The sequence below is a fragment of the Marinobacter salexigens genome (assembly GCF_002806945.1).
Classification (GTDB): domain Bacteria; phylum Pseudomonadota; class Gammaproteobacteria; order Pseudomonadales; family Oleiphilaceae; genus Marinobacter; species Marinobacter salexigens.
This window is the reverse complement of sequence record NZ_NIHC01000009.1, coordinates 60,574-77,823: the sequence shown is the minus strand read 5'-3', so window position 1 is coordinate 77,823 and position 17,250 is coordinate 60,574. Positions and strand designations below refer to the sequence as shown.

Annotated in this window: 15 protein-coding genes and 1 tRNA gene; 14 read left to right on the top strand and 2 right to left on the bottom strand. The window is 53.4% G+C overall.

The annotated features are described in order from the left end of the window. The first annotated feature begins 10 nt into the window (after positions 1–10). The 14 genes from frr (at position 11) to CDH47_RS15795 (ending at position 13,856) form a co-directional block, all read left to right on the top strand. Complete coding sequence (gene frr / locus CDH47_RS15860) at positions 11–568, top strand: ribosome recycling factor (protein WP_100641083.1); 558 nt, start codon at positions 11–13, stop codon at positions 566–568. Positions 569–637: 69 nt separating this feature from the next. Further along, on the top strand, positions 638–1,408 hold the full coding sequence (gene uppS, locus CDH47_RS15855; protein ID WP_100641081.1) for a polyprenyl diphosphate synthase: 771 nt from the start codon (positions 638–640) through the stop codon (positions 1,406–1,408). A 21-nt stretch (positions 1,409–1,429) separates the two neighbouring features. Then, positions 1,430–2,269: a phosphatidate cytidylyltransferase gene (locus CDH47_RS15850; RefSeq protein WP_100641079.1), complete on the top strand. Its 840-nt coding sequence runs from the start codon at positions 1,430–1,432 to the stop codon at positions 2,267–2,269. Positions 2,270–2,271: 2 nt separating this feature from the next. Beyond that, entirely contained in the window at positions 2,272–3,456 is a 1,185-nt protein-coding gene (ispC, locus tag CDH47_RS15845; RefSeq protein WP_100641077.1) for a 1-deoxy-D-xylulose-5-phosphate reductoisomerase, read from the top strand. Positions 3,457–3,503: 47 nt separating this feature from the next. After that, positions 3,504–4,853 (top strand): RIP metalloprotease RseP, encoded by a 1,350-nt coding sequence (gene rseP / locus CDH47_RS15840; protein WP_100641075.1) that lies wholly within the window; start codon positions 3,504–3,506, stop codon positions 4,851–4,853. Positions 4,854–4,897: 44 nt separating this feature from the next. Further along, positions 4,898–7,216, top strand: a complete 2,319-nt coding sequence (gene bamA, locus CDH47_RS15835; RefSeq protein ID WP_100641073.1) for an outer membrane protein assembly factor BamA — start codon at positions 4,898–4,900, stop codon at positions 7,214–7,216. Between the two features lie 63 nt (positions 7,217–7,279). Then, on the top strand, positions 7,280–7,774 hold the full coding sequence (locus CDH47_RS15830; RefSeq protein WP_100641071.1) for an OmpH family outer membrane protein: 495 nt from the start codon (positions 7,280–7,282) through the stop codon (positions 7,772–7,774). 48 nt (positions 7,775–7,822) lie between these two features. Then, positions 7,823–8,848, top strand: a complete 1,026-nt coding sequence (gene lpxD / locus CDH47_RS15825) for a UDP-3-O-(3-hydroxymyristoyl)glucosamine N-acyltransferase (protein WP_100641069.1) — start codon at positions 7,823–7,825, stop codon at positions 8,846–8,848. Between the two features lie 11 nt (positions 8,849–8,859). Continuing rightward, positions 8,860–9,297 carry a 3-hydroxyacyl-ACP dehydratase FabZ gene (gene fabZ, locus CDH47_RS15820; protein WP_100641067.1) on the top strand — a complete coding sequence of 146 codons (438 nt, stop codon included), beginning with the start codon at positions 8,860–8,862 and terminating at the stop codon, positions 9,295–9,297. After that, positions 9,297–10,088 carry an acyl-ACP--UDP-N-acetylglucosamine O-acyltransferase gene (gene lpxA / locus CDH47_RS15815; RefSeq protein ID WP_100641065.1) on the top strand — a complete coding sequence of 264 codons (792 nt, stop codon included), beginning with the start codon at positions 9,297–9,299 and terminating at the stop codon, positions 10,086–10,088. The genes fabZ and lpxA overlap by 1 nt, the downstream gene beginning before the upstream one ends. A 20-nt stretch (positions 10,089–10,108) precedes the next feature. After that, a complete protein-coding gene (lpxB, locus tag CDH47_RS15810; protein ID WP_100641063.1) occupies positions 10,109–11,290 on the top strand; it encodes a lipid-A-disaccharide synthase in 1,182 nt (393 codons plus the stop codon). Continuing rightward, entirely contained in the window at positions 11,291–11,980 is a 690-nt protein-coding gene (rnhB, locus tag CDH47_RS15805) for a ribonuclease HII (protein WP_100641061.1), read from the top strand. Between the two features lie 67 nt (positions 11,981–12,047). Further along, positions 12,048–12,124, top strand: a tRNA-Met gene (locus tag CDH47_RS15800). 280 nt (positions 12,125–12,404) lie between these two features. Continuing rightward, the gene (locus CDH47_RS15795) at positions 12,405–13,856 is read left to right on the top strand and encodes a catalase (protein ID WP_100641148.1); all 1,452 of its coding nucleotides are present in this window, start codon (positions 12,405–12,407) and stop codon (positions 13,854–13,856) included. A gap of 147 nt (positions 13,857–14,003) precedes the next feature. On the opposite strand, the gene CDH47_RS15790 is transcribed toward CDH47_RS15795, so the two are convergent. Continuing rightward, positions 14,004–15,167 (bottom strand): metallophosphoesterase, encoded by a 1,164-nt coding sequence (locus CDH47_RS15790; protein WP_100641059.1) that lies wholly within the window; start codon positions 15,165–15,167, stop codon positions 14,004–14,006. Then, positions 15,167–16,900, bottom strand: a complete 1,734-nt coding sequence (locus CDH47_RS15785; RefSeq protein ID WP_100641057.1) for an alkaline phosphatase D family protein — start codon at positions 16,898–16,900, stop codon at positions 15,167–15,169. The genes CDH47_RS15790 and CDH47_RS15785 overlap by 1 nt, the downstream gene beginning before the upstream one ends. Positions 16,901–17,250: the final 350 nt, after the last annotated feature.

Below are 17,250 nucleotides of genomic sequence, written 5' to 3'. Positions count from 1 at the left end.
GGATTACTACGTGATTAACGATATTAAAAGTGAAGCCGAAAAGAAAATGAAAAGGAGTCTTGAGGCTCTGGGCTCGGCCTTCAACAAGATTCGTACAGGCCGTGCACACCCGGCTATTCTGGACAGTGTGATGGTTAACTACTACGGTCAGGAGACGCCGCTTAAGCAGGTTGCGAGCGTAAACGTCGAAGACAATCGCACCCTGGCCGTGTCGCCTTGGGAAAAGAACCTGGTACCAGTGATAGAAAAAGCCATTATGGCCTCCGATCTCGGGCTTAACCCGGCTACCAGTGGCGACCTGATCCGCATCCCCATGCCGATGCTGACCCAGGAAACCCGTAAGGAATTGGTTAAACAGGCGAAAGCTGATGCGGAAAACGCCAGGGTTTCTATCCGGAACGCGCGTCGCGATGCCAACAGCATGACGAAAGACCTGCTGAAAGAAAAAGAAATCTCTGAAGATGATGAGCGCAGAGCTGAGGACGAAATCCAGAAGCTGACAGACCGCTATATCGCTGAAATCGAGAAGTTGCTCAAAGCGAAAGAAGAGGATCTGATGGAGGTATAACCGCCTCAGTTTACTCAAAGCGAAACAAACGGCCGGCAGGGGTGTTCTGCAGGCCGTACAGGGGATTTCATGACGGGAACAATATCCGCAGAAATTCCGGTGTCGGCTGATAGTCGGCCCCGGCATGTGGCCATTATCATGGATGGTAACAATCGGTGGGCAAAAGCACGCCGGCTAAAAGGAGTGGCGGGGCACAAAGCGGGTGTTGATGCTGTGAGGGCTGTTGTTGAAACCTGTGCCCGAGAGGGTGTGGAGGTGCTCACGCTGTTTGCCTTCTCGAGTGAAAACTGGCGTCGTCCAAAGGATGAAGTTTCGGCTCTGATGAGGCTGTTCCTTTTTGCCCTGGAGCGGGAAGTCAGAAAACTGCACCGAAATGATATCCGTCTCCGCATTATTGGTGATCGCTCTGCGTTTAATGAAAAACTGCAGGAGCACATGGCCAAGGCGGAGGAACTCACTCGCAATAACACCAGAATGACCCTCGTGATCGCAGCAAACTACGGTGGGCACTGGGATATTGCCCAGGCAACCCAGCAGGTTGCCGAAATGGTTAAAAGTGGCGAGCTTGAGCCTTCCGACATCACCGACGATTTAATTCAGCAGCATCTGAACATTGGAGACCTTCCAATGCCGGACCTTATGATCCGAACAGCGGGTGAGCAGCGGATCAGTAACTTCATGCTATGGCATCTGGCATACACTGAGCTGTATTTTTCGCCAGTGTTCTGGCCTGACTTCAAAGAAGAAGAGATGTGTAAGGCGCTACAGGCCTACGCTGGACGTCAGCGCCGATTTGGTCAAACGGACGACCAGATCGCGGCCAAGTCGTCACAACAATAACGAATTACAGCGACCTATATTGTGTTAAAAACCCGAATCATCACCGCTCTTATTCTTGCACCTATCGCGATTGGCGGCATATTTTTCCTGCCGCCTGCGGGCTTTGCTTTGTTTACGGCAGTGCTCATCACCCTGGGTGCCTGGGAGTGGGGCAATATGTCTGGCATTGAGCGACAGCCAGGTCGCATAACCTATGCGGCCGTTATTGCGGTCATTCTTTATAGTCTTGTTGATGTGCCTGCTGTTCCGGTGCTATGGCTTGCACTCCTTTGGTGGGTTGTCTGCTTCATGCTGGTTCGCAGTTATCCCGCCGCATCAGATCGGTGGGGTAGCGTACCTGTGCGATCGTTAATGGGGATGCTGGTTCTGGTGCCTGCGTGGGTAGGTTTGAACCATCTTCGGTCAGCTGGTTTTCAGTTTGGTGCTATAGATAACAACCTTCTGGTGATTCTGTACGTGTTCTGCGTTGTTTGGGTGGCAGACATTGGTGCATACTTTTCTGGCCGGGCATTCGGAAAAGCCAAACTTGCTCCCAGGGTCAGCCCGGGTAAATCCTGGGCCGGCGTATACGGTGGTCTGTTAGCGGTAGCTGTGTTGGCAGTGGCTGCGAGTGTTTATGCTTCCGCAAGCCTTTCCGAAACCCTTATGCTGGTTGGCGCAACGCTGATAACGGGTCTTGTGTCGGTGCTTGGGGATCTGCTGGAAAGTATGCTCAAACGTTTCAGGGGTATTAAGGACAGCAGCCGCCTGCTGCCCGGGCACGGTGGTATTATGGATCGCATTGACAGTCTCACGGCGGCGGTTCCAGTGTTTGCATTGATTATCACGCAACTTGGCTGGTTAACAGTCGGGCAACTGTGAGTATGGTGCACCGCTCAGTTACGGTACTCGGGGCGACCGGGTCAATCGGGCTTTCCACTCTGGATGTCATCCGCCGTCATCCCCGCCGGTTTTCAGTGTATGCGCTTACCGCCAGTACGCGTGTAGAAGAACTTGCTGAGCTATGTCGTGAATTTCATCCAAAATATGCTGTAATGGCAGATACAGCAGCCGCCCAAAATCTGGCCGAATTACTTTCAGATCTCCCCGGGATATCTGTGCTGAGTGGTGAGCCCGGGCTTTGCGAGGTGGCTTCCGCCCCGGAAGCCTGCACTGTTATGGCGGCCATTGTGGGGGCGGCAGGGCTTTCGCCAACACTTGCTGCTGTGCACGCCGGTAAGCGTGTCTTGCTGGCCAACAAAGAAGCGTTGGTGATGTCTGGTAAGCTGTTCATGGACGCCGTCGCAGCTTCTGGTGCAGAATTGTTGCCGATAGATTCTGAGCATAATGCAATTTTTCAATGCCTGCCGGCTGAAAAAGTGCGCGACCCGGAAGGCGCTGGCATTACCCGTATTCTCCTGACAGCTTCTGGAGGCCCTTTCCGGGAGACTAATGCTCAAGACTTATGCTCGGTGACCCCCGCGCAGGCCTGCGCCCATCCAAACTGGTCCATGGGGCAGAAAATCTCGGTCGACTCTGCCACCCTTATGAACAAGGGGCTCGAGTTGATTGAGGCATGCTGGCTTTTTAACACCACGCCAGACCGCATTGAAGTTCACGTACACCCGGAGAGCATCATTCACTCAATGGTAGAGTATGCGGACGGCTCAGTGCTGGCTCAACTTGGCAGCCCTGACATGCGTACACCTATAGCCAATGGCCTGGCCTGGCCAGAGCGTATTGATGCGGGAGTGGCGCCATTGAATCTTTTTGCAATAGGGCGGTTTCATTTTGAAAAGCCGGACCTGTTGCGCTTTCCCTGCCTTCGGTTGGCAGCAGAGGCTTTTAAGCAGGGCGGGACAGCACCTGCTGTGCTGAATGCTGCAAACGAGGTTGCGGTGAGTGAGTTCCTGAAAGGGAACCTGGCTTTTACAGACATTCCTGTTGTTATTGAGCGAACTCTGTCGGCAACACCGGTGGTACCTGCGGAAAGTTTTGATACCATCTTCGCGAAGAACTCAGAAGCACGGCAACGGGCGCAGGAACAGATCCGCCTGTTAGCTGTCTGATGTACCTTAGAGATTTTCGCCAGGCTGGCGTTTAAACCAGGAATGCTATGCAGATTATTCAAACCGTATTTGCTCTTGCGCTGACACTGGGGATTCTCGTTACCCTGCATGAGTATGGGCATTTCTGGGTAGCGCGCCGATGCGGCGTGAAAGTGCTCCGGTTCTCCGTTGGTTTCGGCAAGCCCCTGTTTTCGTGGTATGACCGTCACGGCACTGAATTTGCCGTAGCTGCGATTCCACTGGGTGGCTACGTTAAAATGCTGGACGAGCGCGAGGGGCCGGTACCCGTAGAGCTGAGAGATCAGGCCTTCACTTCAAAACCACCCTCCCGGCGGATCGCGATAGCCGCGGCAGGTCCTGTTGCCAATTTCCTGTTTGCTATTTTCGCCTACTGGCTGCTTGGTGTTGTGGGTGTTACCCACGTAGCACCTATTGTGGGCGAGGTTGCCAAGGAAAGTGTTGCGAGCAATGCTGGCCTGCGTGAGGGCATGGAAATCCATGCCGTAGACGGGCATCGTGTAAGCTCTTGGCGCGATGTAAATATGCGAATTCTTGAGCGTGCTGGTGAGCAGGGAGTGATAACCCTGGATGTGTCCAGTGCTGGCGCGAACGGGACCTTAAGCGGCGAGTTAGGTGGCTGGAACCTGAGTGATGAAACCCCGAATCCGCTGGGTGAGTTTGGGATTACGCCCTGGCGCCCAGATGTGCCTGCTGTTCTTGGCCAGATTGCAGAGGGCGGTCGTGCTCAAGCGGCAGGGCTTCAAGAAGGTGATCGCGTTCTTGCGGTGAATGATGAGCCGGTGGCTAACTGGTTCAAGTTGGTTGATTTTATCCGCAAGGCACCCGAGCAAGCATTGGCTCTTTCCATTGAGCGTAATGGTGCTGAGCGTTTTGTGCAGGTTACCCCGGCAGAAAGAAAGCTGGATAATGGCGAGATAATCGGGTTTGTAGGCGCCGGTGTTGAAGCGGTGTCTTGGCCAGATAGTGTCATGCGCGACGTTCGCTACGGTCCCCTGGCTGCCATCCCCATTGCGTTGAACGAAGCCTGGGCAGACACACGTCTTACACTCGTCGCTATCAAAAAAATGGTTACAGGGCTGCTTTCACCCAGTAACCTCAGCGGCCCGATTACGATTGCCCGCGTAGCTGAAGCGAGTGTCAGCTCCGGATTTGAAGACTTTATTCGCTTTCTGGCCTATTTGAGTGTCAGCTTGGGAATCTTGAATTTGTTGCCCGTTCCGGTATTGGATGGTGGACATATTGTGTATTACACCATCGAGGCCATTCGCAAAAAGCCGGTTTCGGATGCGGCTCAGGCTCTTGGATTACGAATTGGTATGGCAATGATCCTCACATTAATGGTGTTTGCTCTTTACAACGACCTGATGCGGTTGTGAGAATTGCGGGCTCCTTACGCGCATTAACCAGGCGAAATAATTGAATGAGACGTTCTCTTCTAGGCATAGCCGTTGGCCTCGCAGTTGCCGCAGTAGGCATGAAGCCAGCATTTGCAGATGAATTTACGGTTGCAGACATCGAAGTGGAAGGCTTGCAGCGAGTTTCTGCAGGTACGGTGTTTTCTGCTTTTCCTGTCAATATCGGCGAGCAAATGGACCAAGCCGAGTTGGCTGGCGCGATCAAATCGCTGTTCCGGACCGGATTGTTCACAGATATAGAGGCGAGCCGTGATGCCGGCACCCTTATCCTGACTGTGCGAGAGCGGCCGTCGATCACCTCGATCGAAGTTGAGGGCAACAAGAACATCGAAACCAGCATGCTTATGGATGCACTGGCAGGCGCCGGACTTCAAGAGGGGCAGGTGTTTCGCCGCGCGACTCTGGAACGACTGGAGCTGGAAATTTTGCGCTCCTACATTGGGCAAGGGCGCTACAATGCTCGTGTTAAGGCGACGGCGGAAGTGTTGCCTCGTAACCGTGTCGCTATACGGCTGGATATCAATGAAGGTACTGTTGCCGCCATTCAGCACATCAACCTGGTAGGCAATCGAGAGTTCAGCGACGAGCAACTCCGTGACTTGTTTGAGCTACGCACCAGCAGTTGGTGGAACTCTTTAACCAACTCAGACAAATATGCGCGGGAGCGCCTTAGCGGTGATCTGGAAACACTGCGCTCATTCTATCTCGACCGTGGTTACCTCGACTTCAACGTGGAATCCAGCCAGGTCTCTATCTCGCCAGACAAGCGGCAGGTGTTTATAGCCATCGCCCTTGATGAGGGCCCGCAATATACGATTTCCGAGGTAAAACTCCGCGGCAATCTCATTATTGATGAGGAAGAGCTGCGTGAACTGATCCCGGTGGATGCTGGTGATGTATTTTCCCGTGCCCGTATGACCGCTGTTTCGGAAACACTGGCGTTTCGTTTGGGTAGGGAAGGCTATGCCTTTGCCAACGTAAATGCCGTGCCCGAACCAGGCCCCAATAACACTGCTGCGGTTACTTTTTTTGTTGAACCAGGCAAGCGGGCCTATGTTCGACGCATAAATTTCGACGGTAACGTATCCACTCGCGATGATGTTTTGCGCCAGGAAATGACGCAAATGGAAGGTGGAATTGCTTCCTCCGATCGCATCGAATTTTCCAAAACCCGGCTGGAGCGGCTTGGGTTTTTCAAGACAGTTAACGTGGACACTGTTCCAGTGCCAGGAACAGACGATCTTGTTGATGTGAACTATTCGGTGGAAGAGCAACCAACGGGCAGCCTTTCCGCATCGGTGGGCTTTTCACAGGACTCCGGCATTATCCTTGGTGCCAACGTATCCGAAAATAACTTTTTTGGTACGGGCAAGCGCGCATCGTTTGGCGTAAACGTGAGCGACTCTGTTAAAAGTGCGAACATCTCCTATATGGATCCTTACTACACGGTAGATGGCGTAAGCCGCGGTTACAGCGTGTTTGCAAGGGAAACGGATTTTGAGCAGGAGGATATTACATCCTACCTGTTGGATGAATACGGCGGTCGTCTCACCTTTGGGTACCCAACCGATAATATTACCCGGTTGAACTTCGGGGTGGGTTATACGCTCTCCAAGATCAAGGGTGGTGTGTTTACATCCCAGGATGTGACCGAGTTTATTGATGAGGAGGGCGACTCCTTCAACAACTACTTCCTGTTCGGCAGCTGGCGTCGCAGTACCCTGAACCGGGGTGTTCTGCCAACTTCGGGCTACAGTCATTCATTGTCGCTTGATGTTGCGGTGCCTGGCAGCGACCTCACATTCTATAAAGCCACTCACAGAACGGATTTCTACTTTCCGATTTCGGATAGCAACCGCTGGGTTGTGCACACAAGAACAGAAGTGGGTTACGGCAATGGGTATGGTGATGATTCAGTCATGCCGTTCTACGAGCATTTCTATGCAGGTGGCTATGGTTCGGTAAGGGGTTATCAGGCGAACTCTTTAGGGCCGCGCGCGCGTCCGGCGCCCAACGATTTCTCTGACCCGGATCCGTTCGGTGGTAATCTCCTTACAGAGGGGTCCCTCGAGCTGATTTTCCCGACGCCGTTTGCCGGTGACAGTCGATCAATGCGTACAGCATTCTTTTTGGACGCCGGCCAAGTGTTCGACCCGGATCGCGGGTATGATCCGGAGCTAAAGGAACTGCGGCTCTCGGCAGGTGTCGGGTTCCAGTGGATTACGGCGGTTGGGCCGCTTGCGTTCAGTCTTGCCAAGCCACTTAATGACAAGCAGGGCGACGATACTCAGGTATTCCAGTTCTCGCTTGGCCAGACATTCTGATTCCCGAATAGTCTGCTTAAGAGTTATGAGAAACAAAAACGAATGACACTCAGGAGACCCAAGATGTTCAGAAACCTATTGATGTTTGCAGCAGCCATGGCGATTGCTTTGCCCGCCGCAGCCGAAACCCGCATTGGTGTTGTAGATCTTCGTCAGGCGCTTTTTTCATCAAACGATGCCAAAGCGTTTAGCGAAACCATGCAAAAGGATTTCGCTGGTGATGAGCAGCAGGTTCGTGAAACACAAGAAGCTGCACGCAAGCTGAAAGAGCGTCTGGAAAAAGACGGGGCGATGATGAATGAGAGTGAACGCAACAAGCTTGCCGGTGAATTCCAGGAGAAGGTTAAGGAGTTCAACTTCCTCAAGCAGCGCCTTGATACGACTGTAAATCAGCGTAAGCAGGCGTTTCTGGAAGAGGCACGCCCGGAAGTGGATGCGGCGGTGAAGGAACTGCTGGAAGAAAACGATCTTGATCTGATTCTGCCGAGCGAAGCTGTTGTCTATGTGAAGCCCAATATGAATCTGACCCCGCAGCTTCTGGAAAAACTGAATCGTTAATTCCTGCCGGAGGGCCTGCGGGCTCGAGAGCGTGTTGTGGAGCGCGTGATGACAGAAAAGTCTTACCGGCTTGGAGAGATAGCAGAAACCCTGGGAGCAGAGCTTCGTGGCGATCCTGAAGTGCGAGTAGGCGGCCTTGCGACCCTTCGGGCTGCTGGTCCGGATCAGCTCAGCTTCTTGGCGAACCCCGCCTACGCCAAGCATCTGGCCGATACCCTGGCGGCAGCGGTCATCGTATCACCTGCAGCTGCAGGTGATTGCCCGACCAATGTCCTGTTACTCGATAATCCCTACCTGGGCTATGCTCGTCTTAGTCATTGGTTTGATCCAGCGCCTGTAGCGCCGCCTGGAATTCATCCTGCCGCGGTGGTTGATCCCGGAGCAACCGTCGCTGCCAGTGCCAGCATTGGGCCTGGCGCCGTGGTTGAGGCGGGGGCGGATATTGGAGAGCAGGTAGTTATTGGTGCGAGTAGTGTAATCGGTGCTCGCGCCAAAGTTGGTGCCAACTCTATTATCCGGTCCAGAGTTACGTTAGCCCATGATGTGGTAGTGGGGCAGCGCTGTCATATTCTCAGTGGCGCGGTGATTGGATCTGACGGGTTTGGCTTTGCGAACGAAAAAGGCCAGTGGCACAGAATTGCCCAACTTGGCCGGGTTATCCTGGGGGATGATGTTGAAGTCGGCGCGAATACAACGATTGACCGTGGTGCTCTGGATGACACAGTTATAGGGAACGGCGTTAAGCTCGACAACCTGATCCAGATAGCCCACAACGTCCGCATTGGAGACCATTGCGCCATGGCTGCAATGGTGGGAATCGCGGGCAGTACAAAGATTGGCAGCCACTGTGTATTTGGTGGTGCTTCCGGTGTTGCCGGCCACCTGGAAATTGCAGACCAGGTGCACCTTACCGGCATGACCCTGGTCACAGGAGATATTAGAGAGCCAGGAGTTTATTCTTCCGGTACCAGCGCCGATACCAACCGACAATGGCGCAAAAATGCCGTACGCTTCCGCCAGCTGGATACTTTGGCGCGGCGCGTTAAAGAGCTGGAAAAGAAATCAGAGGGCTGAGGCCGATTACAATGATGTATATTGATGAAATACTGGAGTACCTGCCACACCGCTACCCGTTTTTGCTGGTGGATCGGGTTACCGAAATCGAAAAGTCCAAGTCGATCAAGGGCTACAAGAATATCTCGTTTAATGAGCCATTCTTTACCGGCCATTTTCCCGACAACCCGATTATGCCCGGGGTGTTAATTCTTGAAGCCATGGCTCAGCTTTCCGGTATTCTGGGCTTCGTAACAGTGGGTCGAAAACCTTCAGATGGGCTAGTACAGTACCTGGCAGGCTCTAGTAAGGCGCGTTTCAAGCGCCCCGTATTACCCGGAGACCGTCTGTGTATGGAGTCGGAAATTGTCTCTGAAAAACGCGGCATCTGGAAATTTGATTGTCGTGCACTGGTCGATGGTGAAATCGTCTGTGTAGCAGAGATACTCACCGCTGAGAGAGAAGTTTAATGGCGACAAATGACTGGTCGGGTGTCCATCCCCAAGCGATAGTAGACCCATCAGCCAAACTTGCGGATAACGTAACGGTTGGTCCCTGGAGCTACATCGGCCCGAATGTGGAAATTGGTGAAGGCACAGAAATCCTGTCCCATGTTGTTGTCAAAGGACCCGCTTCCATTGGGCGGAACAACCGGATTTTCCAGTTCTCCAGCATTGGAGAAGAATGTCAGGATAAAAAATACGCGGGTGAACCAACCACCCTGATTATCGGAGACAACAACACGATCCGCGAGAACTGTACTATTCACCGCGGCACAGTTCAGGATCAGGGTGAAACCCGAATAGGCAGTAATAACTTGCTAATGGCTTACGTGCATGTGGCCCACGACTGCGTTATTGGTGACAACACGATTCTTGCCAACTGTGCAACGCTTGCGGGCCATGTAACCGTGGGTGATCACGCCATTCTGGGCGGTGGAACCATGGTTCATCAGTTTTGCCATGTCGGACCCCACAGTATGGCTGCCGGCGGGAGTATCGTGCTTAAGGACATCCCGGCATATGTTATGGCTGCGGGGCAGTCGGCAGAGCCCCATGGTATGAACGTTGAAGGGCTCAAGCGCCGTGGGTTCGATAAAGAGGTTCTGATGACGCTGCGCCGTGCTTATAAGATTATTTACCGCCAGGGTCTGACCACTGAGCAGGCTGTGGAGAAGCTGGACGAGGAATACTCCGGCACGCCAGAAGTGCGGGTGTTGATTGAATCTCTGCGCGGAGCTCATCGCGGCATTATCCGCTGATCGGGCAGGAGCCTTGTTTGATGGAGCAACCCCAGGCTGCAGTGATCAGTGAGCGCAGTGTAACCTTTGGAATTATTGCTGGAGAGGCGTCCGGGGACATTCTGGGTGCTGGCTTGATTCAGTCACTTCGTAAGCGCTACCCCAAAGCCCGTTTTGTTGGCATTGGTGGTGATGAAATGATTGCGGAAGGTTTCCACTCTCTGGTTCCCATGGAGCGGCTTTCGGTTATGGGGCTGGTGGAGGTTCTCGGTCGCATCCGAGAGCTCTTTAGTATCCGTGCCCGCCTCGTGAACTATTTTTTTGCCACGCCCCCGGATGTGGTGATTGGTATTGATTCCCCGGATTTTACTCTTGCCATAGAGCGGCGTTGTCGTGAAGCAGGTATTCCCTCTGTCCATTACGTAAGCCCTTCGGTTTGGGCTTGGCGGCAGAAGCGGATCTTCAAAATCGCCAAGTCTGTTGACTTGATGCTCACCCTGTTGCCGTTTGAGGCCAGATTTTACGAGGAGCATCAGGTGCCTGTAGCCTTTGTAGGGCACCCTCTCGCCGACCGCATTCCACTGGCCCCTGAAACAGGTAAAGCTCGTAAAGAACTAGGTCTTGATGACAGCGCACCCTTATTGGCCATGTTGCCCGGCAGCAGGGCCGGCGAAGTAGAGCGGCTTGGAACCCTGTTTCTGGAAGCGGCGCGCTGGATACAGGCCAAACGGCCGGATGTTCAACTGGTTATCCCCTGTGTGAACCGTGAACGGGAACAACAGGTGCGCGAACTAATTGAGGCGCTCGATGTAAAGCTGCAAGTTACCATTGTAAGGGGCCGATCCCGCGAAGTGATGGCCGCCTCGGATGTTGTGTTGCTGGCTTCAGGAACTGCGACCCTTGAGGCCATGCTGCTGAAAAAGCCTATGGTAGTGGGGTACCGCTTGAGTAATGTTAGCTGGGCACTGCTTTCCCGCTTGGTAAAAGTGCCTCACGTTTCACTGCCCAACCTGCTGGCGAGGCAACCTCTTGTCCCTGAACTTTTGCAGGATGACGCGACACCGGAATCACTCGGCGCTGCTGTGCTGGAGCGCATGGAAAACCAGCAAGAGCGTGACCGCCTGGTGCAGGCATTTACCGAAATACATCACATCTTGAAACAGGATGCCGATGAGAAAGCCGCTAGGGCAATCTCCGCACTTGTCGAAGAGAGGGCCCATTAAATGGCCCGAGCACCTGTATTACCCCCGTTCGAGTGTGCCTACCAGGGCCGGCTTCTGGCTGGTGTTGATGAAGTGGGGCGTGGACCACTCATTGGCGCTGTAGTGACCGCTGCCGTTATTCTGAATCCGGACCGGCCTATTGCAGGGCTGGCAGATTCCAAAAAGCTCACAGAGAAAAAGCGTAATGCGCTGTACGACGAAATCATCGAGCACGCCACTGCTTGGTGTCTTGGCCGGTGTGAAGCCCACGAGATTGATCAGATTAATATCTACCAGGCCACCATGATAGCCATGGAGCGTGCTGTTGAGGGCCTCAGGGTTGCACCGGAATACGTGCTGGTGGACGGCAACAAATGCCCGAAGTGGCACTGGCCCTCAGAACCAGTGGTAAAAGGCGATAGCCGGGTAGAAGCCATCAGCGCCGCCTCTATACTCGCCAAAGTCACCCGGGACAGGGAAATGGCAGCATTGGAGCAGAAGTATCCCGGCTACGGCCTCGCCAAGCACAAAGGTTATCCTACGCCCGTGCACATGGAAGCCCTGTTCCGCTTGGGGGTAACGCCAGAGCACCGCAAATCATTCCGGCCGGTTCAGGAGGCGATGGAGCAGGTTGGGTTCTTCAAGGAGCCGGAGGCAGCATTGGCCGAAAATATTCGTTACCCAACGGACCTGTTTGAAAATAGCAATTGACAAAGCGCTCGCAAGTCCTTATTATACGCGCACGTTGATCGGGGTGACCCGGCAACAACCAGTTTGATGCGGGGTGGAGCAGTCTGGTAGCTCGTCGGGCTCATAACCCGAAGGTCGTTGGTTCGAATCCAGCCCCCGCTACCAATTTAAAAGACAAATCAGTAACTTACTGGTTTGTCTTTTTTTTTGGCAAAAGAAAAGTTGTATCACTTGCATGGGGTGCTGGTATCAGCGCAACCAGCTAAGTCCACGTCAATAATTAGATGAGTAATGAAGGGTTGGGTTTTAATAGGTAGTGCCTATGCATTGTTTGGGTTGAAGATAGGTGCTGCCTATTAAAGTGTTTTTCTTAATGTATTGGCTGACAATCACCTTTAACGCTATTTTTGAAGCTGAGTTTGTTTCATTACCGAAGGGGAAGATCATGACTGACAAACCTAAGCTGACATCGGTGTCAGGATGTCCGATAGCGAATAACCAAGACAGTTTAACCGCAGGCCCGCGTGGGCCAATGCTTCTGCAGGATGTCTGGTTTTTGGAAAAGCTTGCTCATTTTGATCGAGAAGTGATTCCTGAGCGGCGCATGCATGCCAAGGGGTCTGGTGCTTTCGGCAGTTTCACTGTGACCCATGATATTACGCAATACACCAAGGCTTCGCTGTTTGCTGAAGTGGGCAAAAAAACGGATATGTTTGTGCGCTTCTCAACCGTCGCAGGGGAGCGCGGTGCCGCTGATGCTGAGCGGGATATTCGTGGCTTCGCAATGCGATTTTACACCGAACAGGGCAACTGGGATTTGGTTGGTAACAACACACCGGTCTTCTTCTTCCGTGATGCGCTGAAGTTTCCTGACCTGAACCATGCGGTGAAGCGTGACCCGCGCACCAACATGCGCAGCCCAACCAATAACTGGGATTTCTGGACAAGCTTGCCGGAAGCATTGCATCAGGTCACCATTCTTATGAGTGATCGTGGCATTCCGACGTCCTATCGTCATATGCATGGTTTTGGTTCACATACCTTCAGCTTGATTAACGACAAAAACGAGCGTTACTGGGTGAAGTTTCACTTCAAAACTCAGCAGGGCATTAAAAACCTCACCGACCAAGAGGCAGCAGAGCTTGTTGGGATGGATCGTGAAAGTTCACAGCGTGATCTTTACGAAGCGATTGAGAAGGGCGATTACCCGCGCTGGACCATGTATGTACAGATCATGCCGGAGGCCGATGCGGCCAAGGTTCCGTATCACCCGTTTGATTTGACCAAGGTTTGGCCAAAAGGTGATTACCCGCTGATCGAAGTGGGCTACTTTGAACTGAACAAAAACCCCGAGAACTACTTTGCCGATGTGGAGCAGGCAGCCTTTAATCCTGCGCACATTGTACCCGGGATTGGTTTCTCGCCTGATCGCATGTTGCAGGGTCGGCTGTTCTCATACGGGGATGCCCAGCGTTACCGCTTGGGTGTGAACCACTCACAAATTCCAGTCAATACGCCACGTTGTCCGTTCCACAGTTATCATCGAGACGGTGCTATGCGCGTTGATGGAAACCAGGGTGGCCGTTTGCACTATGAGCCGAACAGTTATGGTGAATGGCAGGAGCAGCCGGACTTCTCCGAGCCACCACTTGCTCTGGATGGCGCGGCTGACCGTTTTGATTTCTGGGAAACGGAGCCAGACTACTTCACTCAACCGGGTAACTTGTTCCGGTTGCTGAGTGCTGAGGAGCAGCAAGTGTTGTTTGAAAATACCGCACGCAATATGAACGGTGTGCCAGATGACATTAAACTGAAGCATATTGGTCATTGTGCGAAAGCTGACCCGGCTTATGGCGAAGGGGTTGCGAAGGCAATGGGCCTGAAAGTCCCCAAGTAAGCTGTCTTGGAGGTGTTGAAGCTTAAGAAGCGCCGTCCGTACCAAACTCATTAGCGTAAGCATCGATAGGAACTGATCAGGCTTTTCGCCTTGCCTCGCTTTAGAGCGGAGCAAGGCGTTTTGCTATCGCAGCTAGGAACAAGGCCGTCAGACCAGCTCTGGTTCCAGAGTCTGTGCCTCGGTGGTTACCGGTTTAGTGGTTTCCCGAGTGAATCCGACTCGGTAATCCCCGGTATCGGGATCCACAACGTAGAATTCAACCTTCATGGTGGACTTGGCCAGCTCAACCCAGACAAACCCCAGCATTTCTTCCCTTTGATAGAACGTAGGATTCCGCTCAGGTTCTTTCAGAGCGTCGGTTTTACCGCCGGCTCCTGAGACAATGATGTGTGCGGGTCCGAACTCCGGAACAGGCTTAATCCACTGCATTGAATGGTCGTGGCCTGTAAACAACATGTCGATCTTGTGAGCAAAGGCATCTTCCAGAAAAGCCTTGTATCTCAGCCCATCGGCATCGGGGTTGTTGAACAGGATTCTCAAGCCTTCGTCGAGATTTCCTGCGTTGCCGTGCTTGCCGTTGGATTTGTAGGGCACGTGAGACATGGCGATCTTCCAGTGGGCTTGTGAAGCTTCCACAGTTTCCTTCATCCACATCTGCTGCGGGTAGCCATAGTTCTGCCAGTTGAAGTCTTCATCCCTGTCGATATAAAAGCTCGTCAGGGGGTTGGAGTCTACAACAAACAGTTCCAGGAACGGGGCTCCGTTGCTTTGCTTGCCAAACATCTCGTTGTAGAAGCGAGCCGGCATTTTCCACTTGTTGGAGTACCGGTTGGTGCTGTAGTGATAGTCAACCTGATAATCACCGCGCTTGTTGTTACTACCACCGCCAAAGATTGTGCTGGCACAGTCATGATTGCCCAGGCACATGTAAAACGGCAGGTCCAGATTCTGATAGGGGTATTCAAAGCTATCCAGGAACCGGGGATCATCAACCGATGTCACCCCTTCTTCATAGATGTTGTCGCCGGCGCCGAGAACAAATTGGGCGCCTTGAGCTTTGGCAACCTTTTCCATGGCTGCCGCCACGTGGTATTGCCCTTGTGTGCCTGTCCCTGTGTCCCCCACAACCAAAAACTGAAGTTTCTCGGTTGGCGTACTATCCTGGCCTCCCGGTGACTCGGGGGAGGTGTTACCTCCTCCATTCGTGTTGTTGCTATCACTGCCACTGCCGCCGCCACAGGCGGTCAGTGTCGGGATCGTTGCGGCCCCAACCAGGAAATTTTTCAAAAACTTTCTGCGATCAACGCTCATCAGAGGATCTCCGTGGTTTGAGAAGCGGCCGGCGCAAGGGCCGGGGCGTTCAGTTTGGGGGCGCTGGGAGCATTCGCGCGCTCTACGTGATTACCGCCGTCTTTCGTCAGGTAGGAACGGGCGAAGTGCTCCTGGTTGCTTGGCTCAGACACGGTTTCGAGATGGAACCAGTCGGCTTTGCAGCGCTCAGGGGTTACGTCCAGGACCATATAGCCGCGGTGATAAAGATCCACCCACTTGAGATGTCGGTTCAGGGGAATAAGGGCGGCGGCTGCTATGTCTGACAGACCTTTGGTCGGTGCTGCCGGTGAGGTGACCGCGGGTGTGACAAACTCGACTGCCAACGAGCCCTCGCCAGTACGCCGGTCGTACAATAATAGATTGCCGGGGTCCACAGCGACATCCATGGCCCACGAGCTGTGGATGTCTCCAGTGAGTACAACGGCGTTGTTAAGCCCCATGGCTTCTATGCGCCCTAGCAGATTTCTCCGGCTGACCTCATACCCATCCCACTGGTCGTAGTTCAGTTGGGCACCGCCGCCAATATGCCAGTTGGGATTGTCTGGCAGTGTTCCTAGCGTGAGGGGAGAGAGCATGACTTGCTGACCGATTACGTGCCACCTAGCGCCCCGGCTGTGGGAAGTTTGGAGTTGGTTAAATAGCCACTTCTCCTGTTCATGGCCAAGGAGTTGTCTGTCAGGGTCTCGCGCTTGTGAAGGTAAGGAGACTTGCTCACTGCGTCCTATTAAACGGGTGTCTAACATCATCAGTGAGAGTAATTGCCCGAACTCGAAGTGACGATAGATGCGGATATCGTTGTCGGGGTCCACGCGACGAATAGGCATCCACTCGAAGTAGGCCTTGACGGCTGCTCTCTTGCGTTCAAGATAATCGCCTTCACCATTTTCGGGGTTATGGTTTTTGGCGCCGCCTTGCCATGAGTTGTCGGTGATCTCGTGGTCATCCCAAACGCAGATAAATGGGTGTTGCCGGTGGCACTCCTGTAGATCTCCGTCAGTGCGATAACACGCGTAGCGTCGGCGATAGTCCTCAAGAGAGACAATCTCGTGGGGCGGGTCGATCGGCCGCTTTTCTGTCAGGTTCTTGTCGGCGTACTCACCTTGGGCATATTCGTAGATGTAGTCGCCCAAGTGGATGACCGCGTCAAGGTCTGGGCGATAGGCGACTCTTCGGTAAGCATTGAAGTAGCCGTAAGGGTAGTTGGAGCAGGAAACGACCGCCAGCCGCAGGTGATCAGTCTGCTCACTGTTAGCTGGTGTGGATCGAGTACGGCCCATCGTCGACAGATGCCCCAGCGACTCGAAGCGATAGTAATAGGTTGTTCCTGCCTGTGGAAGGTGGGCATCAATTTTCACCGTATAATCAGAGCTGGATCGGGCGTAGCCGATCCCTTCATAAACAACGGAGCTAAAGTCGGGTGTTTCCGAGACTTGCACAACAACCGGGATCTCATCCAGGCCTTCCGCGGTAATTCGTGTCCAAAGAATGACTTGGTAAGGGAGAGGGTCGCCACTGGCAACGCCATGGATGAACGGGGTTGGGCCGTTGTAGTCAGGCATATGCTTTCGGATGTTAGCCAAGGTGTTGCCTGGAGATTGGCTGGTGCCATTCGATGTGGGGTTATCCGTGTTGGGTTCGCCACCGCACGCAGACAGCAACCCGAGCGAGAGCCCCGCTGCGCTTGCTTGAGTGATAAAGTCTCTTCGTTTCATGGAGTGTTTCCCCTTAGAATCAATGCAACGGGGCACTCTATAGTCAGATTGTTAACGCGCAGTTACCGCTTTATTACGGAGCCCCTAATCGCGAAAGCGTTTGAAGCATTCTTACGTCAAAACCGAACCTTTTGGTTCAGGCACCTTCGCGATTTCTGTTTGACTTGTTACAGTTTCGCTCGCAGGCACTTGGCAGAGGTCTTTCGCCGGATGGTGCACTTGCCTCGGCGTGTGCACGAACACAGTTGCGTCACCGCGGTGCGAAAAGCTTCCGCGTCGCCACGATATTGGAATCCCATAACGGTATTGGCAGCGTAACGCACGATAATCACTCGTCCACGTGCGTGGTG